Source organism: Paenibacillus sp. FSL R5-0713, from assembly GCF_037973325.1.
Lineage (GTDB): Bacteria > Bacillota > Bacilli > Paenibacillales > Paenibacillaceae > Paenibacillus.
On sequence record NZ_CP150229.1, the window covers coordinates 3720802 to 3736723 of the forward strand.

The 15922-nt window shown below is 47.1% G+C and carries 9 protein-coding genes; all 9 read left to right on the plus strand.

Annotated features, from left to right (window positions below; translation table 11 throughout):
* Position 1: 1 nt before the first annotated feature.
* The 9 genes from MKZ12_RS16485 to MKZ12_RS16525 all read left to right on the plus strand — a co-directional run bounded on the left by MKZ12_RS16485 (position 2) and on the right by MKZ12_RS16525 (position 15815).
* The gene (locus MKZ12_RS16485; RefSeq protein ID WP_339255551.1) at positions 2-3076 is read left to right on the plus strand and encodes a glycoside hydrolase family 38 C-terminal domain-containing protein; all 3075 of its coding nucleotides are present in this window, start codon (positions 2-4) and stop codon (positions 3074-3076) included.
* Positions 3077-3101: 25 nt separating this feature from the next.
* Entirely contained in the window at positions 3102-4016 is a 915-nt protein-coding gene (locus MKZ12_RS16490; RefSeq protein ID WP_339255553.1) for an ABC transporter permease subunit, read from the plus strand.
* A gap of 12 nt (positions 4017-4028) precedes the next feature.
* Entirely contained in the window at positions 4029-4925 is an 897-nt protein-coding gene (locus tag MKZ12_RS16495) for a carbohydrate ABC transporter permease (protein WP_091020055.1), read from the plus strand.
* An 80-nt stretch (positions 4926-5005) separates the two neighbouring features.
* Positions 5006-6661 (plus strand): extracellular solute-binding protein, encoded by a 1656-nt coding sequence (locus MKZ12_RS16500; RefSeq protein WP_339255555.1) that lies wholly within the window; start codon positions 5006-5008, stop codon positions 6659-6661.
* Between the two features lie 47 nt (positions 6662-6708).
* Entirely contained in the window at positions 6709-8715 is a 2007-nt protein-coding gene (locus tag MKZ12_RS16505; protein ID WP_339255557.1) for a DUF4965 domain-containing protein, read from the plus strand.
* Positions 8716-8739: 24 nt separating this feature from the next.
* Positions 8740-12021 carry a glycosyl hydrolase gene (locus MKZ12_RS16510; RefSeq protein ID WP_339255559.1) on the plus strand — a complete coding sequence of 1094 codons (3282 nt, stop codon included), beginning with the start codon at positions 8740-8742 and terminating at the stop codon, positions 12019-12021.
* 280 nt (positions 12022-12301) lie between these two features.
* Positions 12302-14338, plus strand: a complete 2037-nt coding sequence (locus tag MKZ12_RS16515; protein WP_339255561.1) for a GxGYxYP domain-containing protein — start codon at positions 12302-12304, stop codon at positions 14336-14338.
* 289 nt (positions 14339-14627) lie between these two features.
* Complete coding sequence (locus tag MKZ12_RS16520) at positions 14628-15359, plus strand: hypothetical protein (RefSeq protein ID WP_339255563.1); 732 nt, start codon at positions 14628-14630, stop codon at positions 15357-15359.
* A 171-nt stretch (positions 15360-15530) separates the two neighbouring features.
* The gene (locus tag MKZ12_RS16525) at positions 15531-15815 is read left to right on the plus strand and encodes an immunity 53 family protein (RefSeq protein WP_339255565.1); all 285 of its coding nucleotides are present in this window, start codon (positions 15531-15533) and stop codon (positions 15813-15815) included.
* The last annotated feature ends 107 nt before the right edge of the window (positions 15816-15922 follow it).

Below are 15922 nucleotides of genomic sequence, written 5' to 3' on the forward strand. Positions count from 1 at the left end.
TATGCCATATGAACCGATTAGACTCGGACATTTGAATCAAATGCTGTCCAAACTCCGTGAAGCCATATATGAGCCCATTGCCCAGTTGAATGTGAAGGCATGGGTTACCCAGGAGCCTGTTCCATTCGAGGAAAGAATGTCAGGTCAGCAAATCACTCTTTCACAGGGCGAGCATTGGGGGAAGTTATGGGATTGTGCCTGGTTTTGTTTTACAGGGAGCATTCCACCGTCCGGTAGTGACGCCAATGCTGTTCTTCTGCTGGACGTGAACGGCGAACTCTGTCTGGTGGACCACGAAGGAACGCCTGTACAGGGATTGACAACGATCAATTCAGAGTTTGAATTCACACTCGGTCTCCCTGGGAAAAGAGTTGTTGAACTGGACCATTCGTCAATAACGTTGACGGACGGGGCATTCGAGCTGTGGGCTGATGCCGGCAATAACGACTTATTTGGAAAGTATCAGGGCGGTACGGTAAAAGAAGCGATGTTGGCCATTTGTCATGAAGATATACGAAGCTTGTATTACGATACCGAAGTGCTTCTGGAGACGGCAGAACACCTTCCTGTCAACATGGCGCGCAGAGAAAGGATTCTTCAATCCCTGTATGACGCTTCCATAGTATTGACGGAATTAACGCCTGACCGCATACATCGCGCCAAGTTATTATTGAACGAACCAATATCACGTCGTGGCGGCGATCCTGTGCTGAACATAAGTGCGGTTGGGCATGCACATATTGATTTGGCCTGGTTATGGCCGATCCGTGAGACGATCCGAAAAGGCGCAAGAACATTCTCCACGGTGCTTCGCATGATGGAGCGTTATCCCGATTATGTGTTCGGAGCGAGTCAGCCTCAGCTATACGATTGGATGAAGCAGCACTATCCCAAGATGTATGACCAGATCAAGGAACGGGTGCAGGAAGGCAGATGGGAACCGCAAGGAGCCATGTGGGTGGAATCGGATACCAATGTGCCAGGCGGTGAATCTCTTGTACGCCAGATTCTGTATGGCAAACGTTATTTTCAACAGGAATTTGGAATGGAGATGAAGTCGCTGTGGATGCCGGATGTATTTGGCTACTCCGCAAGCTTGCCGCAGTTGTTGAAGAAATCCGGTGTAGATTACATGATGACCCAGAAGCTCTCCTGGAGTGAGTACAACCGCCATCCTCACCATTCCTTTCTGTGGGAAGGGATCGACGGTTCCTCGGTGTTAACACATATGCCACCTGAGGATACGTACAACAGTCCGGCCGCCCCACGTTCCATTGCCAAAGCAGAGCGGGAGTATCTGGACAAAAATGTTTCCAGCCACGCATTGATGCTCTTCGGCATTGGAGACGGCGGCGGCGGGCCGGGAGAAGAGCATTTGGAACGGTTGGAGCGGGAGAAAAACCTGCTCGGTCTGGCACCTGTTGTGCAGGAACCTTCCTGGAAATTTTTTGAACGATTGAATGAAGAAAGAGAGCGATTCCAGACCTGGCGTGGGGAGTTGTATCTCGAAAAGCACCAAGGAACCCTGACCAGTCAGGCACGGAGCAAGTGGTATAACCGCAAGATGGAGAAAGCTCTGCGCGAGCTGGAATTTGCTGCTGTACTGGCTGCCCGCATAGGCAAGTCTTATCCGGCCGAAACATTGGAGACGATCTGGAAGGAAGTGCTTCTGTACCAATTCCATGATATCCTCCCCGGATCTTCGATTAAGCGAGTATATGATGAGTCGTTAATACGGTATGAAGCATTGCTCCAGCAGACGGAAGGCATGATCACCGAAACCTACAGCTATATTACAGATTATATCTCTTCCCAAAAGGAAAGCTCCAATTCAACTGTGGTATTCAACTCACTACCGTGGGAACGTCAGGAGTGGCTGCACCTCCATGGACGATGGCATAAGGTGCAGGTTCCATCCATGGGCTACACCGTGGTATCTAATCATGAATATCAGGAGGTCATGGGGGAGATCGCAACGGGTATTGAAACGGATGTTGCTGCGCTGGAAACAGATTTCCGTGAAACAGCCAAGGAGTACAGTATGGAGAATGACATTCTCATCGTGAAATTTGACCCCAATGGCGGCATTACCTCAATCCTGGATAAGCTGGAGGCACGTGAAGTTATCCTGCAAGGACAGCGGGGGAACGACCTTCGTGTATATCATGATGAAGGCGATGCCTGGGATTTCCGCCATGATTATTCAGCGCAAGTGGGGATGCCATTAATTCTGAATGATATCCGTGAGCTTCGGGATGGTCCGAAAGTTGGGCTGGTTTTTGATTACAGCTACGGAGAATCGTCTCTAACCCAAACCGTTATTTTAACGGAGGGCAATCGGCGTATTGATTTTGAGACGATCGTGGATTGGCGGGAAAACGGTAAAATGTTACGCACTTCGTTCCCGGTGCAGATTCGTACCGATCAGGTACACTGTGAAATCCAGTTTGGCAGCCTGAGCAGGCCGACTCACCGCAATACGATGTGGGACTTTGCCAAGGATGAGATATGCGCTCACCAATGGGTGGATATATCAGAACCGGATTACGGAGTCGCCTTACTCAACGATTGCAAATACGGGCATCGAGCCATTAACAATGTGCTTGACCTTCATTTGCTGCGCAGCAGTTCCTACCCGGATCCGGTGGCGGATCGTGCAGAGCACCAATTCACCTATTCGTTATATCCGCATCAGGGGAACCATGTTCAGGCTGAAATCTATCGAAGAGGCAATGAGCTCAATATTCCGCTGCGCCTGAGTTCCTTGCCTGCACCTTCAATGGATGTCGAAGAGGAAAAGCTGCCTTACATGAAAGCATTCCTGCAGCCAGATCATCCGCACATCATGGTGGAGTCCATCAAAAAAGCCGAGGACAGCAATGACATTATTGTCCGTCTGTATGAGACCTCGGGAACCCAGGTTAAAACGAAACTGTCTATCGGATGGGATACTGCTGAGGTTTGGGCGGCTGATCTCATGGAAAATAACATTTCATCGCTGGAGCTTCAGGATCAATCTGACGTAGTTTTGTCCTTTACACCATTCGAGATCATCTCGCTGCGATTGAAAGGTTAGTTTAAGAGAAAGGAGCGTTGGGAATGTGATTAAGAACAGTGTGTTAATAAAGCGAATCTGGAAGCATAAACTCTTTTACTTGTTCATGTTACCTGGCATTATCTGGTTTTTCTTATTCTCCTATGTTCCCTTATATGGAATCCAGGTTGCCTTCAGGGACTATACCTTCGTTGGCGGTTTTACCGGAAGCCCTTGGGCAGGTTTCAAGTACTTTCAACAGTTCTTTAACTACTATCAATCTGGTGATATCATCCGCAACACGGTGATCATCAGTCTCATGAAGCTGTTAATCGGCTTTCCGATGCCAATCATTCTCGCCATTCTTTTAAACGAAATACGCATGATCAGGTTCAAGAAAACCGTTCAGACACTTTCCTATTTACCCTACTTTGTATCCTGGATTGTGGTTGTCACCCTGATGCAGAGATTGCTCACGCCATACGGTGGACCAGTGAATGATTTGCTGGGGTCGTTCGGAACTGATCCAATCCAATTCCTGAACAATCCCACCTGGTTCTATCAGATGATTGTTGGATCGGATATTTGGAAGAACATCGGCTGGAACTCCATCATATTCATGGCTGCGATTGCCGGAATTGACCAGCAGCAATATGAAGCTGCCAAGATCGATGGTGCAGGGCGTTTCCAACAGATGTGGCATGTGACCCTGCCGGGTATCCGTAATGTCGCCATTATATTATTTATTCTCGCCGTGGGTAACTTGATGAGCGCGGGTTATGAGCAGCTACTTCTTCTGAATGGACCTGCGACCGCTGGCATGGGCAGTGTACTCGACGTGCACGCCATTAACTCGGGTATCCGGGAAGGGCGTCTGAGTTACGCGGCAGCTGTGGGGCTGTTCCAGAGTGTAATTGGGCTTATTTTGGTGCTAACGGTCAACCGGATTGCCCGCAAAGTCAGTGATGTATCCCTGTTCTAAGGAGGTGATGTGATGACACGCAAATGGTCCTTATTTTCAGTTATAAACTATACCATTCTCGCTTTGGTCGGATTCTCCATGATCTACCCGTTTATTTACATCCTGGCGTACTCGCTGAATGACGGCAAAGATTCCATGCAGGGCGCGATCTATTTCCTTCCACGACAATTTACATTGGAGAACTATGCCCAAGTATTTGATAATGCACGCATCTGGAAGGCGTACCAGATCACCATCATGCGAACCGTGCTGGGTACGTTCCTTCATGTGATTCTGTGTACATTGATGGCATACGCGCTCTCGAAGAAATCATTGCCGGGCCGTTCATTTTTCACCTTTTACATCTTTTTGCCTACGATTTTCAGTGCCGGATTCATCCCGTTCTTCATTACGCTTCAGAAGCTGCATCTGATCAATACCTTCTGGGTGTACGTCTTACCGCTGTTATTCAACTTCATGCATATCATCATTATCCGGACCTTTCTGCAAGGAATTCCGGAAGAGCTGGAGGAATCAGCCCACATTGACGGGTATGGGGATTTTCAAATCTTCATTCGCATCATTCTGCCTCTCTCGGGACCCGTACTGGCAACCATCTCCCTCTTCATTGGGGTCGCCCACTGGAATGACTGGTTCTCGGGTGCCTACTATGTATCCAACAAGGATCTGATTCCGGTGCAAACCCTCTTGCAGGAGATGCTGACCGAAGCGGAGTCGCTGTCCAATTCGATGCAGCGCGCAGCACAACAGGGCGGGCAGACGATTGGCAGTTCAGGCGGAGCGGGTGCGACACCCGAATCCCTGCGTATGGCTTTGCTTGTCATTACCGTCTTCCCGATCCTGTGTATCTACCCGTTCCTGCAACGATATTTCGTAAAAGGAGTGATGATCGGTTCGGTGAAAGGTTAGGTGATCCTAACCTGGAATTTGCTGAGTTTTATCAGGCTTGACCCAGATCATTCATCATCATATTTCAGGAGGCGATTGGTTTGAACCGAATTTGGTCGAAAGGCGTATCCGTATTACTCGTGTCCATCTTGGTTGGAGGATCGTTGAGCGGATGCACGGATTCATCAGGAAATGGGAATAGCGGAGAAGCAGCTGATGGTTCATACAAGCTCAAAATATTGCACAACTGGAACGGTTCAGGTGGTTCGGACAACGGAATAACGCCTGTGGAAGAAGTCATCAAGGAGAAGACTGGCGTCACGCTGGATTGGGAGTATACCAAAGGCAGTGAGACCGAGAAGGTAAACCAGATATTTGCCACGCAGGATCTGCCGGATATCTATACCGGACCCGCATGGGGAGGTGAGCTGGATGGCATTATCAAGGCGGCCAAAGAAGGGCAGCTCGTCGATATTTCCGACAAATTGGGGGACTATCCTAACCTCGCGAAATCCATTGCTGAAGAAAATGTACCCCCAGCGCTCTACGAAAAAGCGATTAATGCCTATGACGGCAAAAAATATCTACTCCTGCAAAACCAGCCTGCCCAGAATGAAGATGGCATGGATTGGCTGTACGGCTTCTATGTTCGCAAGGATATCGCGGATAAGGTGGGTATAGACCCTCAATCGGTCGTGACAAAGGAGGAATTCTATAACTTCCTCAAAGCAATCAAGGATGCCAATCTGCAAGAGAACGGGCAGCCGGTCTTTCCATTGGGTGGCTTCAGCAACGGCTGGTCCGTCGGCATCGGCAATACCATGTTCAATTCGGGTGGCAGTTATGTTGACAAAGGTGACGGAACGGTAGAGCATAACTTTTTCACCAAAGGTTATGAAGAATACACCCTGTTCTATCGGAAACTGGTTGAAGAAGGGTTAATGGACCCGGAAGCATTCACCCAGACTGACCCGATCGCCAAGGAGAAAATCAATCAGGGCCGCATCGCCATTCTGGCCGCACACTATCCGGCCATTTTGGATGCCTCCAAAGAGTATGTTACTTCACACCCTGGAAGCGATTACATCCCGATCGGCCCTTTAGAGCGTGCAGATGTTGAAACGAATCGCCCTGCGGATCTGGGCATTCAGGGCAACAACGTAACAGTGATCACCAAAAACTGCAAGGGCGCATGTGTAGATGCGGCGCTGAAGTTCCTCGATTACATGGCTTCTGATGAAGGATTTATGCTGGCAAGATACGGAGTGCAGGGCGTTCATTGGGATATGAAGGAGGGTAAACCTGTTGCCAAAAAGGAGTGGTTCGATAAATTTACGGCAGATCAATCGGGTAAAGTTCGCAAGAACGAAGGCATTTCCATTGGTTTGGAATCCATCACGGGGCCTGATCGAATCAATTCGGTCGCAGGCGGAGATATCTGGGCCGATCAGAAACGGCTTGATGCCATGGAACAAGCCAGAAAAATTCTGCGTCCTAATGGCATTCATGTCATTACAGCCTATAACCCGGGCGATGTGATTACCAAAGCACCGGAATGGGAGATGCTAAAACCTTCCATGGATCGGATGGGTGATGCCTGGAAGGAAGCCATCTTTGCGAAATCGGATGAAGCGGCGTTGGGCATTATCAACGAGCTTCGCGAGCAGCTTCGAAAGACCGGATATAATCAAGCCATGCAGTTTACGAACGAAAACTTGAAAGGGAAAGACGTAGTTACCGTTCAGATGCCGAACTGATCACCCCCCCCATATTCTTAATTTTAATTTGAAGGAGTTGCATTCATATGACGACTGAGTTCAGACCGCCTTCCGTACCTCTGGTTACTGTGGACCCTTATTTTAGCGTATGGTCAGCCGCGGACCATCTGTATGAAGATCATACCCGGCATTGGACGAACAAAACGAATGGCATGGTGGGCTTGGCGGTGATCGATGGAAAGCTTCGACGATTTATGGGGAAAGTGGGATCGGAGGAGCGTACAGCTGTCCAGGAACCTGAAGTGCTGGTGCAGACCAACCTGACTGTCCAGCCTGTAACGACTCGATATACGTTTCAAGGGGAAGGAATTGAACTTCATGTTCAGTTCCATACACCTTTATTGCTGGATGATCTGGACCTGTTATCCAGGCCGGTGACGTATTTGACTTTTCAGGCCAAATCCATCGATGGGGCATCCCATCAAGTCAAAATATATTTTGATGTGACAGGTGAATGGTGTGTAAACACATCCGATCAACACATTACATGGGAACGCCATGTGATTGAGGGGCAATGGAATGTCATGTCCATGGGCACTGTGGATCAGCCCGTATTACAGCTTGCCGGTGATGATACACGAATCGATTGGGGATATATGGTTCTGGCTGTTCCCCAATCTTCCGATATCCAGACGGCCATTCATTCAGTAACAGGCCGTGAGCAGTATGCACGCACTGGACAATTGCCTATCGAAGATGATCATCCTCAGCCGCGAGCTGTATCGGACAACATGCCGGTTATGGCCGCCGAGATCGATCTGGGGGCTGTCCGGGACGAACCGATATCCGAATTTCTCATGCTTGCGTATGACGATATCCATGCGATTGAATATTTTCAACAGCCTTTACATGCCTATTGGAAAAGAAATGGATTAACGTTTCATGAAATGCTATTACTGGCAGCTCAACAATACGAAGAGATTCAGCAGCGCTGTGACAGCTTTAATCTTGAACTCATGGCAGAGAGTCAGGCCGCAGGCGGTGAGAAATACCGGGATATTGTGGCGCTAACCTACAGACAGGCGATTGCAGCGCATAAGCTGGTTGCCGATGAGGAGGGGAATGTTTTATTTTTCTCCAAAGAGAATTTCAGCAACGGATGTATCGCTACGGTGGATGTCAGTTACCCTTCGATCCCATTATTCCTGAGATACAACCCTGAACTGATCAAGGGCATGATGCGTCCAATTTACAAGTATGCGATGAGCCCGGATTGGACGTTTGATTTTGCTCCTCATGATGTAGGAACCTACCCTAGGGCCAACGGTCAGGTGTATGGAGAGAATAAGCTGGAATACCAGATGCCGATTGAGGAATGTGGCAATATGCTGCTGATGGCTGCGGCGGTCAGCAAATATAAGGGAGATATCGAATTTGCTCGGCAGCATTGGGAACCTCTTACGCGATGGGCAGATTATTTGCTGCACAATGGACTCGATCCTGTAAACCAGCTGTGCACGGATGACTTCGCCGGGCATCTGGCGCACAATACCAATTTATCGATCAAGGCCATATTGGGTATTGCTGCGTATTCCTATATGTGTGACAGGCTCGGACTGAAGGAAGGCGCGAAGTACCTGGAGGAAGCTCGGAACATGGCTCAGGAGTGGGCGACCATGGCAGATGCCGGGGACCATTATAAGCTGACGTTTGACAGTCCAACCGAGTCATGGAGCATGAAGTACAATCTGGTGTGGGATCATCTGCTCGACCTGCACCTGTTCCCGAAAGAGATCGCCGCCAAAGAACTTGAATATTACATGCACAAACAAAACCGCTATGGCCTGCCGTTGGATAGTCGTGAAACGTATACCAAATCCGATTGGCTGGTATGGTGTGCCTCCATGAGTGCAACGAAAGCGCAATTTGAGTCTTTCATTTCACCGCTGTGGGATTTCATGAATGAAACTTCGTCTCGTGTTCCCGTAACGGATTGGTATGACACGATCACCGCTAAGCAGATGAATTTTCAGAATCGCTCTGTGGTCGGCGGCTTCTTTATCCAACTACTCATGCAACAGTCTACAGACTAATGGGTGTGAAGGCAGGTGGTGAATATGAAGGCAGACGCAGAGGAAGTCTGTGATCATTTACAGCAGCTCAAGCAGCAATTTGCGAATCCGGATGCAACGTATCGTCCGCAGCCTTTCTGGTTTCTGAATCATGCGCTGGAGAAGACCGAACTGGAGAGTCAGATTCAATCCATGTATGAAGCGGGAGTTGGTGGTGTGGTTCTGCATGCCCGGCACGGAATGCTAATCCCATATCTCTCGCCAGAATTTATGGAGGTGCTGGAGTTTTGCACAGCAGAATGCAAGAAACGGAATATGGCCGTCTGGCTGTACGATGAAGAGAATTGGCCGAGCGGAACCTTGGGCGGCAGACTGACACGGGAACAACCGGAATATCGCATGCGTTATTTGAGAATAGAGGAAAAGCGATATATGCGAGATGCGCCGCCGGAAAGCTTGAAGCTGGATTTTGCCTCCCATGATCACAATGAGCTGATTGCCATCCTGGCCTATCGGGCGTTTAACCGCGATGGAGAGTGGTTGCTTCATGATGAACCGGAAAATATCACGCATTATTGGGGAGAGGAGTGGAGTCCGGGTCACGCCCATGATTCTTATATTGTTCTCGCCTGCTGGTCCTGTGAGATTGCCGAGGGAATCACCTTCGCTCAAGGGTATTACCTGGATACATTGAATCCGGAAGCGGTTCAGTCTTTCATTCAGATGTCTTATGAACCGTTTCTGGCATTAAAGCCCTATTACGGATCAACCATTCAAGGGGTGTTTACTGACGAGCCGGGTCTTATGATTCACGATGGCTTCTTCGGGGTGGAGGCCATCCGAACCGCCGTTCATGATGTAGATGCTACGTTGCCCGGCCTCGTCTTCGCTTGGACCGAGGGAATGGCTGAACGATATCAGCAAGAGAATGGGTATGATCTAATCCCGCGGTTGGGGGCATTGTTGTATCCCATGGCAGACGGCAGCCGATCCGCAAGACAGCAATATTATGATACGATCACCCGCTGGTACGTGGATGGATATCATGCAGCGATTCGTACATGGTGTGAACAATCCGGTCTGCTCTATATCGGTCATACGCTGGAGGAGCCTGTCTGGGGGCAGGCTCGATCTCAGGGCAATCAGACCCGGGTATTGCAGCAATTCCACTATGCAGGCGTGGATTATCTCACTCCCGGCATCGGGTCAAAGGCAAATCCGCATCGCATTGTGTCCGTCAAGACGGCTGCTTCTGTCGCGCAGCTGAACAGGAAGGAGCGGGTGATCTGTGAAGCCTTTGGTGCAAGTGGTCATGGTTATTCCATGCGCCAGCGGCGACTTGATGCCAATTTTATGGCCTTTTTGGGAGTTAATCTGTTTATTCCGCATGCATTCTATTATTCGTTTGCCGGGTATCGGAAGACCGACTTTCCGCCGACTGAATTCAAACATGCACCCCATTGGCTGCATTATCGTGCTTTTGCCGATTATATAGGGCGATTGAGTCTGCTTGGAGCAAAAGGAAAACGAACGCCGGAAGTTCTGCTGTTATCGCCTATCCATACGGTATATGAAACCATGTTCACATCAGGCGAAGCGGATATGCATCCTGCATCAGATGTGCTGTTCTCGCTTTTGTCAGATCGCTTGCTGCGATCATCTATCGACTACGACTATGTGGATGAATGCCAGCTTCGCGAAGCGCTCCTTGTTGAAGGAGAAGGTTTGCAATTTGATGGCCATGGATATTCGATCCTCGTTATGCCGGAAATAGAGGTGCTGTCAAGGGATGTTGCAGCCCGGCTTGTATCCTTTGTTAAGCAGGGCGGAACGTTAATTGCAATAGGTACAATTCCGCAGCATAGTGAATCTTTGCGGCATGATCCGGTGTTGTTGAAGGATATCCAGGAGCTGTTTGGTTCCGACCCGCCGCACGGAAAATTACGTGCTGTTGGCAAGGGTCACAGCCTCTTTTATTCCATGGATGACGCTGTTCATCAAGGCGGTCAGAGTCAGCGTCTGGATCAACTCGAAGCGTTTTGTATTCAATTAGGGGAGTTGATTAGAGAACCACCGGTAATACGATGGGATTGGATTGAAGGTCAGTCTGACGATTTGATTAGTGTCGAACGCAGAATTGGAAATCTGGTGTATGTATGGCTGATGAATTGGTCGGAGCACTCCGTGACCATTAAGCTCATTTGCGATGAAAATAAAGGTGGCTTGCAAGAGTGGGAGTTGGAGAGCGGAAGCGTATGCAGCATTGACGCTGAATCGTTCCTTTCATTCGTACCCGGAGAGCTCCGTGTGCTGTCGGTAAGTCCTCAAAAGAGCTCCTCTATTCCGCAAGAACGTACGGATCATGCGGAGTATACAGAGCAAGCGTGCCTGGGAGATAAATCTTTTTCCATGAATGTGGTAGAGGTCATTCTGGATGAGCAGTGGGAGTTCAGGACCGCAGGCCCCAACGTTCTTCTGCTAGATCAATGGCATGTCACATTGAATGACCGACACTCCAGGATGAACGCGACCATGCCCGGGCAAGTAAATACGTATCGCACGACGTTTGGCATGACGCCAAAATTGATTGAACGGCTTCAATCCCGGTGTGGTTCGGATCGTTCCGGTAAGGCAGGAGAAGAATCATGGGGCAGGATGGAATTGCTTCTGGATGATGTAGATCAGAACATTCCATCCCATATCGGATTTTTGCAGCGTAGGCGTAATCTGGAAATATTCGTCAATGGGGTACGTCAGGAAGCGTTAAGACGCTCTTCGTGGCAGGCTGGTGATGTTGACAGTGTAGATATCACTCCACATTTGTTGGCTGGCGAGAATGAGCTGGAAATTCTGACGGTTTCGTTATTGGAACCGATGCCTGCTATTTCATTCCCAGCATTTCTGATTGGTCCGTTCGCGATAGAAAACGATACGACGTTAAATACCGATGTGGAACAATCGGGTGGATGTTGGAATACTGCTGGCTATCCTTATTATTCAGGTACGGGTGTCTACTCGCAGCAGGTGGATCTGTCTAACGTAAACTTAGCTGCAAATGAGGAGCTATGGCTGGAAGCCGAAGATATAAGGGAGACAGCAAGCCTATATGTGAATGATATTGAAGCAGGTATTCGTTTATGGCCGCCTTACCAATGGAACATAACGCCATATATTCAAGAAGGAATGAATGAAATGAACTTACATGCCGCAAATACACTGGAGAATTTGTATGGAAAATCAGCGCTGACATCAGGAATTAATGGACAGGTGAGGTTGATCCGACGAACGCGAAGAACATCACAGACGCAACATCACAACAAATCATAAAAACATTAAAAATGCGTGTTCAAAAAGTCAGTTTTTCAGCACCGAAGCTTATGCTTCCGAAGTGCGTTTTTTCAAACGCTGGAGTTGGATGAAGCTAGGGACGGAGTAGCCGAGCTACACGTTTTTGGAGAAAACGGCTTCGGAAGCATGTGCTTGAGAACCTACGTGAGCAACGGAAGGCCCGGCTGAATTCAAGATTCGATGTCGAATCCGCTTCTCGAGTTACCTCGTGATCAAAATTTGGCTTTTTGAACAACCTCTAAAAGGAGATATGAACTTTATGATTCGTAAATTAACTGTTTTGTGTGTTGCCCTGGTCTGTACAACCGTGTTATCGGCTAGTGCATTTGCTGCCACAGATGAGTTGAAGCATACCAACTCGTTGAAGTGGCCCCAAAATCAAGCGCTTCCAACTTTCAATAAAGTAGAACGTTTGGATGTGGCGAATGTATATGAGGAATCTGGCGATATCAAATTGCTTTTGACGACGCTTGAAGGGGTAATCAATCGAGAAAAGCCGCGAATCTACATTCAACAGAATAAAGTAGACCCTTGGCTGCAGGACTTGAACGTCCCTTATAAGCAGCATGACAACGTAATGGATGTTTTCAATAAATATGCGAAAGAGATCAAAGGCATTATCGTATATGATCCGCAGCTGCCGGACTCCATTAACGTGGCCACGACACTAGCCGGGCTCAAAAATGCTGTTGTTGCCAGTCCTGAATTGGCTCAACAATTGACTGCTGCACCGTATCACCTGTCGGTAATCGAAGACTTGCAGGGCAAGTTCAAGAATCGTATGGATGCATACAACTGGCAGTATGAGCATCTCTGGAGCCAGTCCACTCAACGAATGTTGGTCGGATTGAGTCCAAACACCTCCATCCCGATTCCGTCCGGAAATTTTGATTCATTCCAAACGGTTGGAGTGGAGAAGGAACAGATTCGTGATGCAAGTAACAGGAAGACCTATGACTATGACTTGTCATCCTATTTGGGAAAAGAAGCGGTCTACCTCCGCTTTAATGATGCCTTTCCTCAGGATGGCTGGGGACCTGCCGTTCATCAAGTGACGGTGAAAGCAGATGGACAGATTATTGCGGATTTCAAAACGGGTTCTACTGAGGAAGAAGCGTTTCTCTATGACCGACATAACTCCAAATTTTTGCCTGGAAGCGATCACCGCTTCGCAGATAATGGAAACTACTTTGTATACGAATTTAAGCCTGCAGCGGACACAAAGCAACTAACCGTATCGATCGAGATGTGGAACCAATACAAGGTATCTGCGAGTAATGTTCAACCACTCTCGTCTGAAGAAAAGGAACCTTATGGCTATCTCCGCGATTATGCTGTAGCGAACAAAGCCATGGTGTTCTGGTTGTCTACCAGTGTGCCAGAGGAAAAGGCGCTATTTGAGAAGATTCTGTCTGATGTAAAGCCAGGGACACCTTATCTCGGTTGGTTCGACAATGATTTTGAGGGCGAAGTTGCTGGCATAGAACTCACATCTCGTCATGGTGTCTATGTTGTTCCTTCCGACTGGTTCCATAACATGACCGTATTTTCAGGAACAAACGTAAAACAACAGCCTGCTCCCAAACCGATAAAATCCAAGCTGGAGAACAAAATCTATGTAACCTATACCTTTGGCGAAGGTGACAACCTGCAATACGATCAGAATCATATGCGCAACCTGTGGGCTGATCCCGCTCGGGGTAAAGTGCCTATCAACTGGACTTCCAGTCCGTTGCTCTACGATGCAGCGCCTGCCATTCTAAACTATTACCGTTCAACCGCGACGCCAAATGATCAGCTTGTTGCAGGCCCATCCGGAGTGGGTTATTTCAATCCAAATGTCTGGCCAACAGACACATTCCCGGCGTATCTGAAACAAACCTTCTCATATCTGAAGAAAACTAACATGTCGTACCCTTTTGTACTCAATCGTGAACTTGGAAAAGACATTCCGCTGAGTGATTCGATTGCAGCTGCGTATGAGAAGAACTATAAACTTCCAGGCCTGTTCCTCGCAGGCGAGGACAAAGCCAATGTTCAGATCATGAATGACAACTTTCCGGTTTCCATTCTGCGAGGCATCTCAACGGTGCAGGATGGTAAAGATATTTTGAATCGTACCAAGACCGAATGGGATGGCAAATCTCCAACGTTTATTTCGGTTGGGATTAATGCATGGAGCATGACCCCATCGGATGTGCTGGCGATTACGGAATCTCTTGGAGCCGAGTTTCAGGTCGTTAAGGCGGACGAATATTTCTCGCTGATCCGAAAAGCGTACGGCTTGTCCAAGTAAGATGACAAAGTGAGCTTAAGGAGCTTTGATCCGTCTTCAAAGCAATCGGAAGCTCGAATCTGGCAAAGCGATCTATAGATATTCAAATATCATTCGGCCAATAAAAGACCTGCCGGATCCTTGCGGATCAGGCGGGTCTTTAGCTTGTGAATACGTTTATTATGGTAGAATTAATGAATGGATTATGTCCAAGGACAATGTACAATGATACCAAGTTACAGCTCAATAGCTTTAAGTCCAGATTTAAATTACATTTTAGACTATGGGAATAAAGGAAGGAAAGAATCAGATGTTTTTAAAAGCATTTGACTTAGACTTACCATATATTGCGAATGATGAAAGCATTGAATCTATAATGAAAACACAAAAATGTGAGTACAACGAGGCAGCAAAATTAGATTATGAATTGAATTGGAAATGGAAAAGACGTTCATTTAGATTGGAAACTCGCTGTATTACAGCAATGTTTGAACGTTTATTCGGGAAATACAAAACGAAAGATTGTTGGAAAGTTCTAATAGAATGTGTAGAAAATATTTCGGACGAAAGAATTGTTAATGATTCAGGTGTTTGTTCGGCGCCAATCCAATTTAATTTGAATGACTTTCGTGCAAAACATGAGTTGGAGAAAAAAAAGGTTACGCTTCGACTACTCATGGACGGGATCGAGAAACTTGCTCTACGTAATGGTTGGAATATTGATCCATTTAGAGAAATAGCATTACAGATAGAAGAGTTAGGTTATGTAAATGAATGGACTTGGAAAAAAACAGTAAGGAGTTCTAATATGAAGTACACTGCTAAAGTCATATGCCATCATAATGTAGAAAGCATGGATATATTCATATCTATTCTACAACGAGATGGTAAGCAAGTGCTTTTAGAAAAGGTCATATCAGAAAAACCAGATGAATTTGCTTATACTAAGCATTTAGGCGAACTTAAATGGGAATCTGATTTTGAAGTTGCTTTAATCAATAAAAAGGCAAATGAAAAGTATTTGGTAGCCATAGAACACTAATTATATTGTCGTTAGAAATAAATTGTATAATGACAATATGCTCACTTGATGGAAAAGGACATATCAACAATTTAACAAAGCAAAATGTACCAACACCTCATGTTAAAAATAAATCAATACCTGGGGAGTTAGACCATAAAGAAAAGATGAAATTCCGCAGAAGAGGTAGAGATGATGAACACATTAAAATGGCTTCAAAACTGGTATCTTGAAAACTGTAATGGTGATTGGGAGCATTCATACGGTGTTAAAATTGATACTGTGGATAATCCCGGTTGGTCTGTCAAAATCGATTTAATAGGTACTTTTTTAGAGGATGTTCCTTTTGATATGATCGAAGAAGAGAGAAATGAAGAAGATTGGTTCTACTGTATCGTGAGTGATAGAGTCTTTCACGGTGCAGGAGGAGCAACAAATTTGGAAGAAGTACTAGACTGCTTTAAAAATTGGGTTTAGAGATAAGTTAATTTTTACACCTATGCGATGAATCGACAGTTTGATATTCGATATCACAATTTAAGGGAAACAAATCGTTGGATATTTCTTTGAAGGTAGTACGGCTC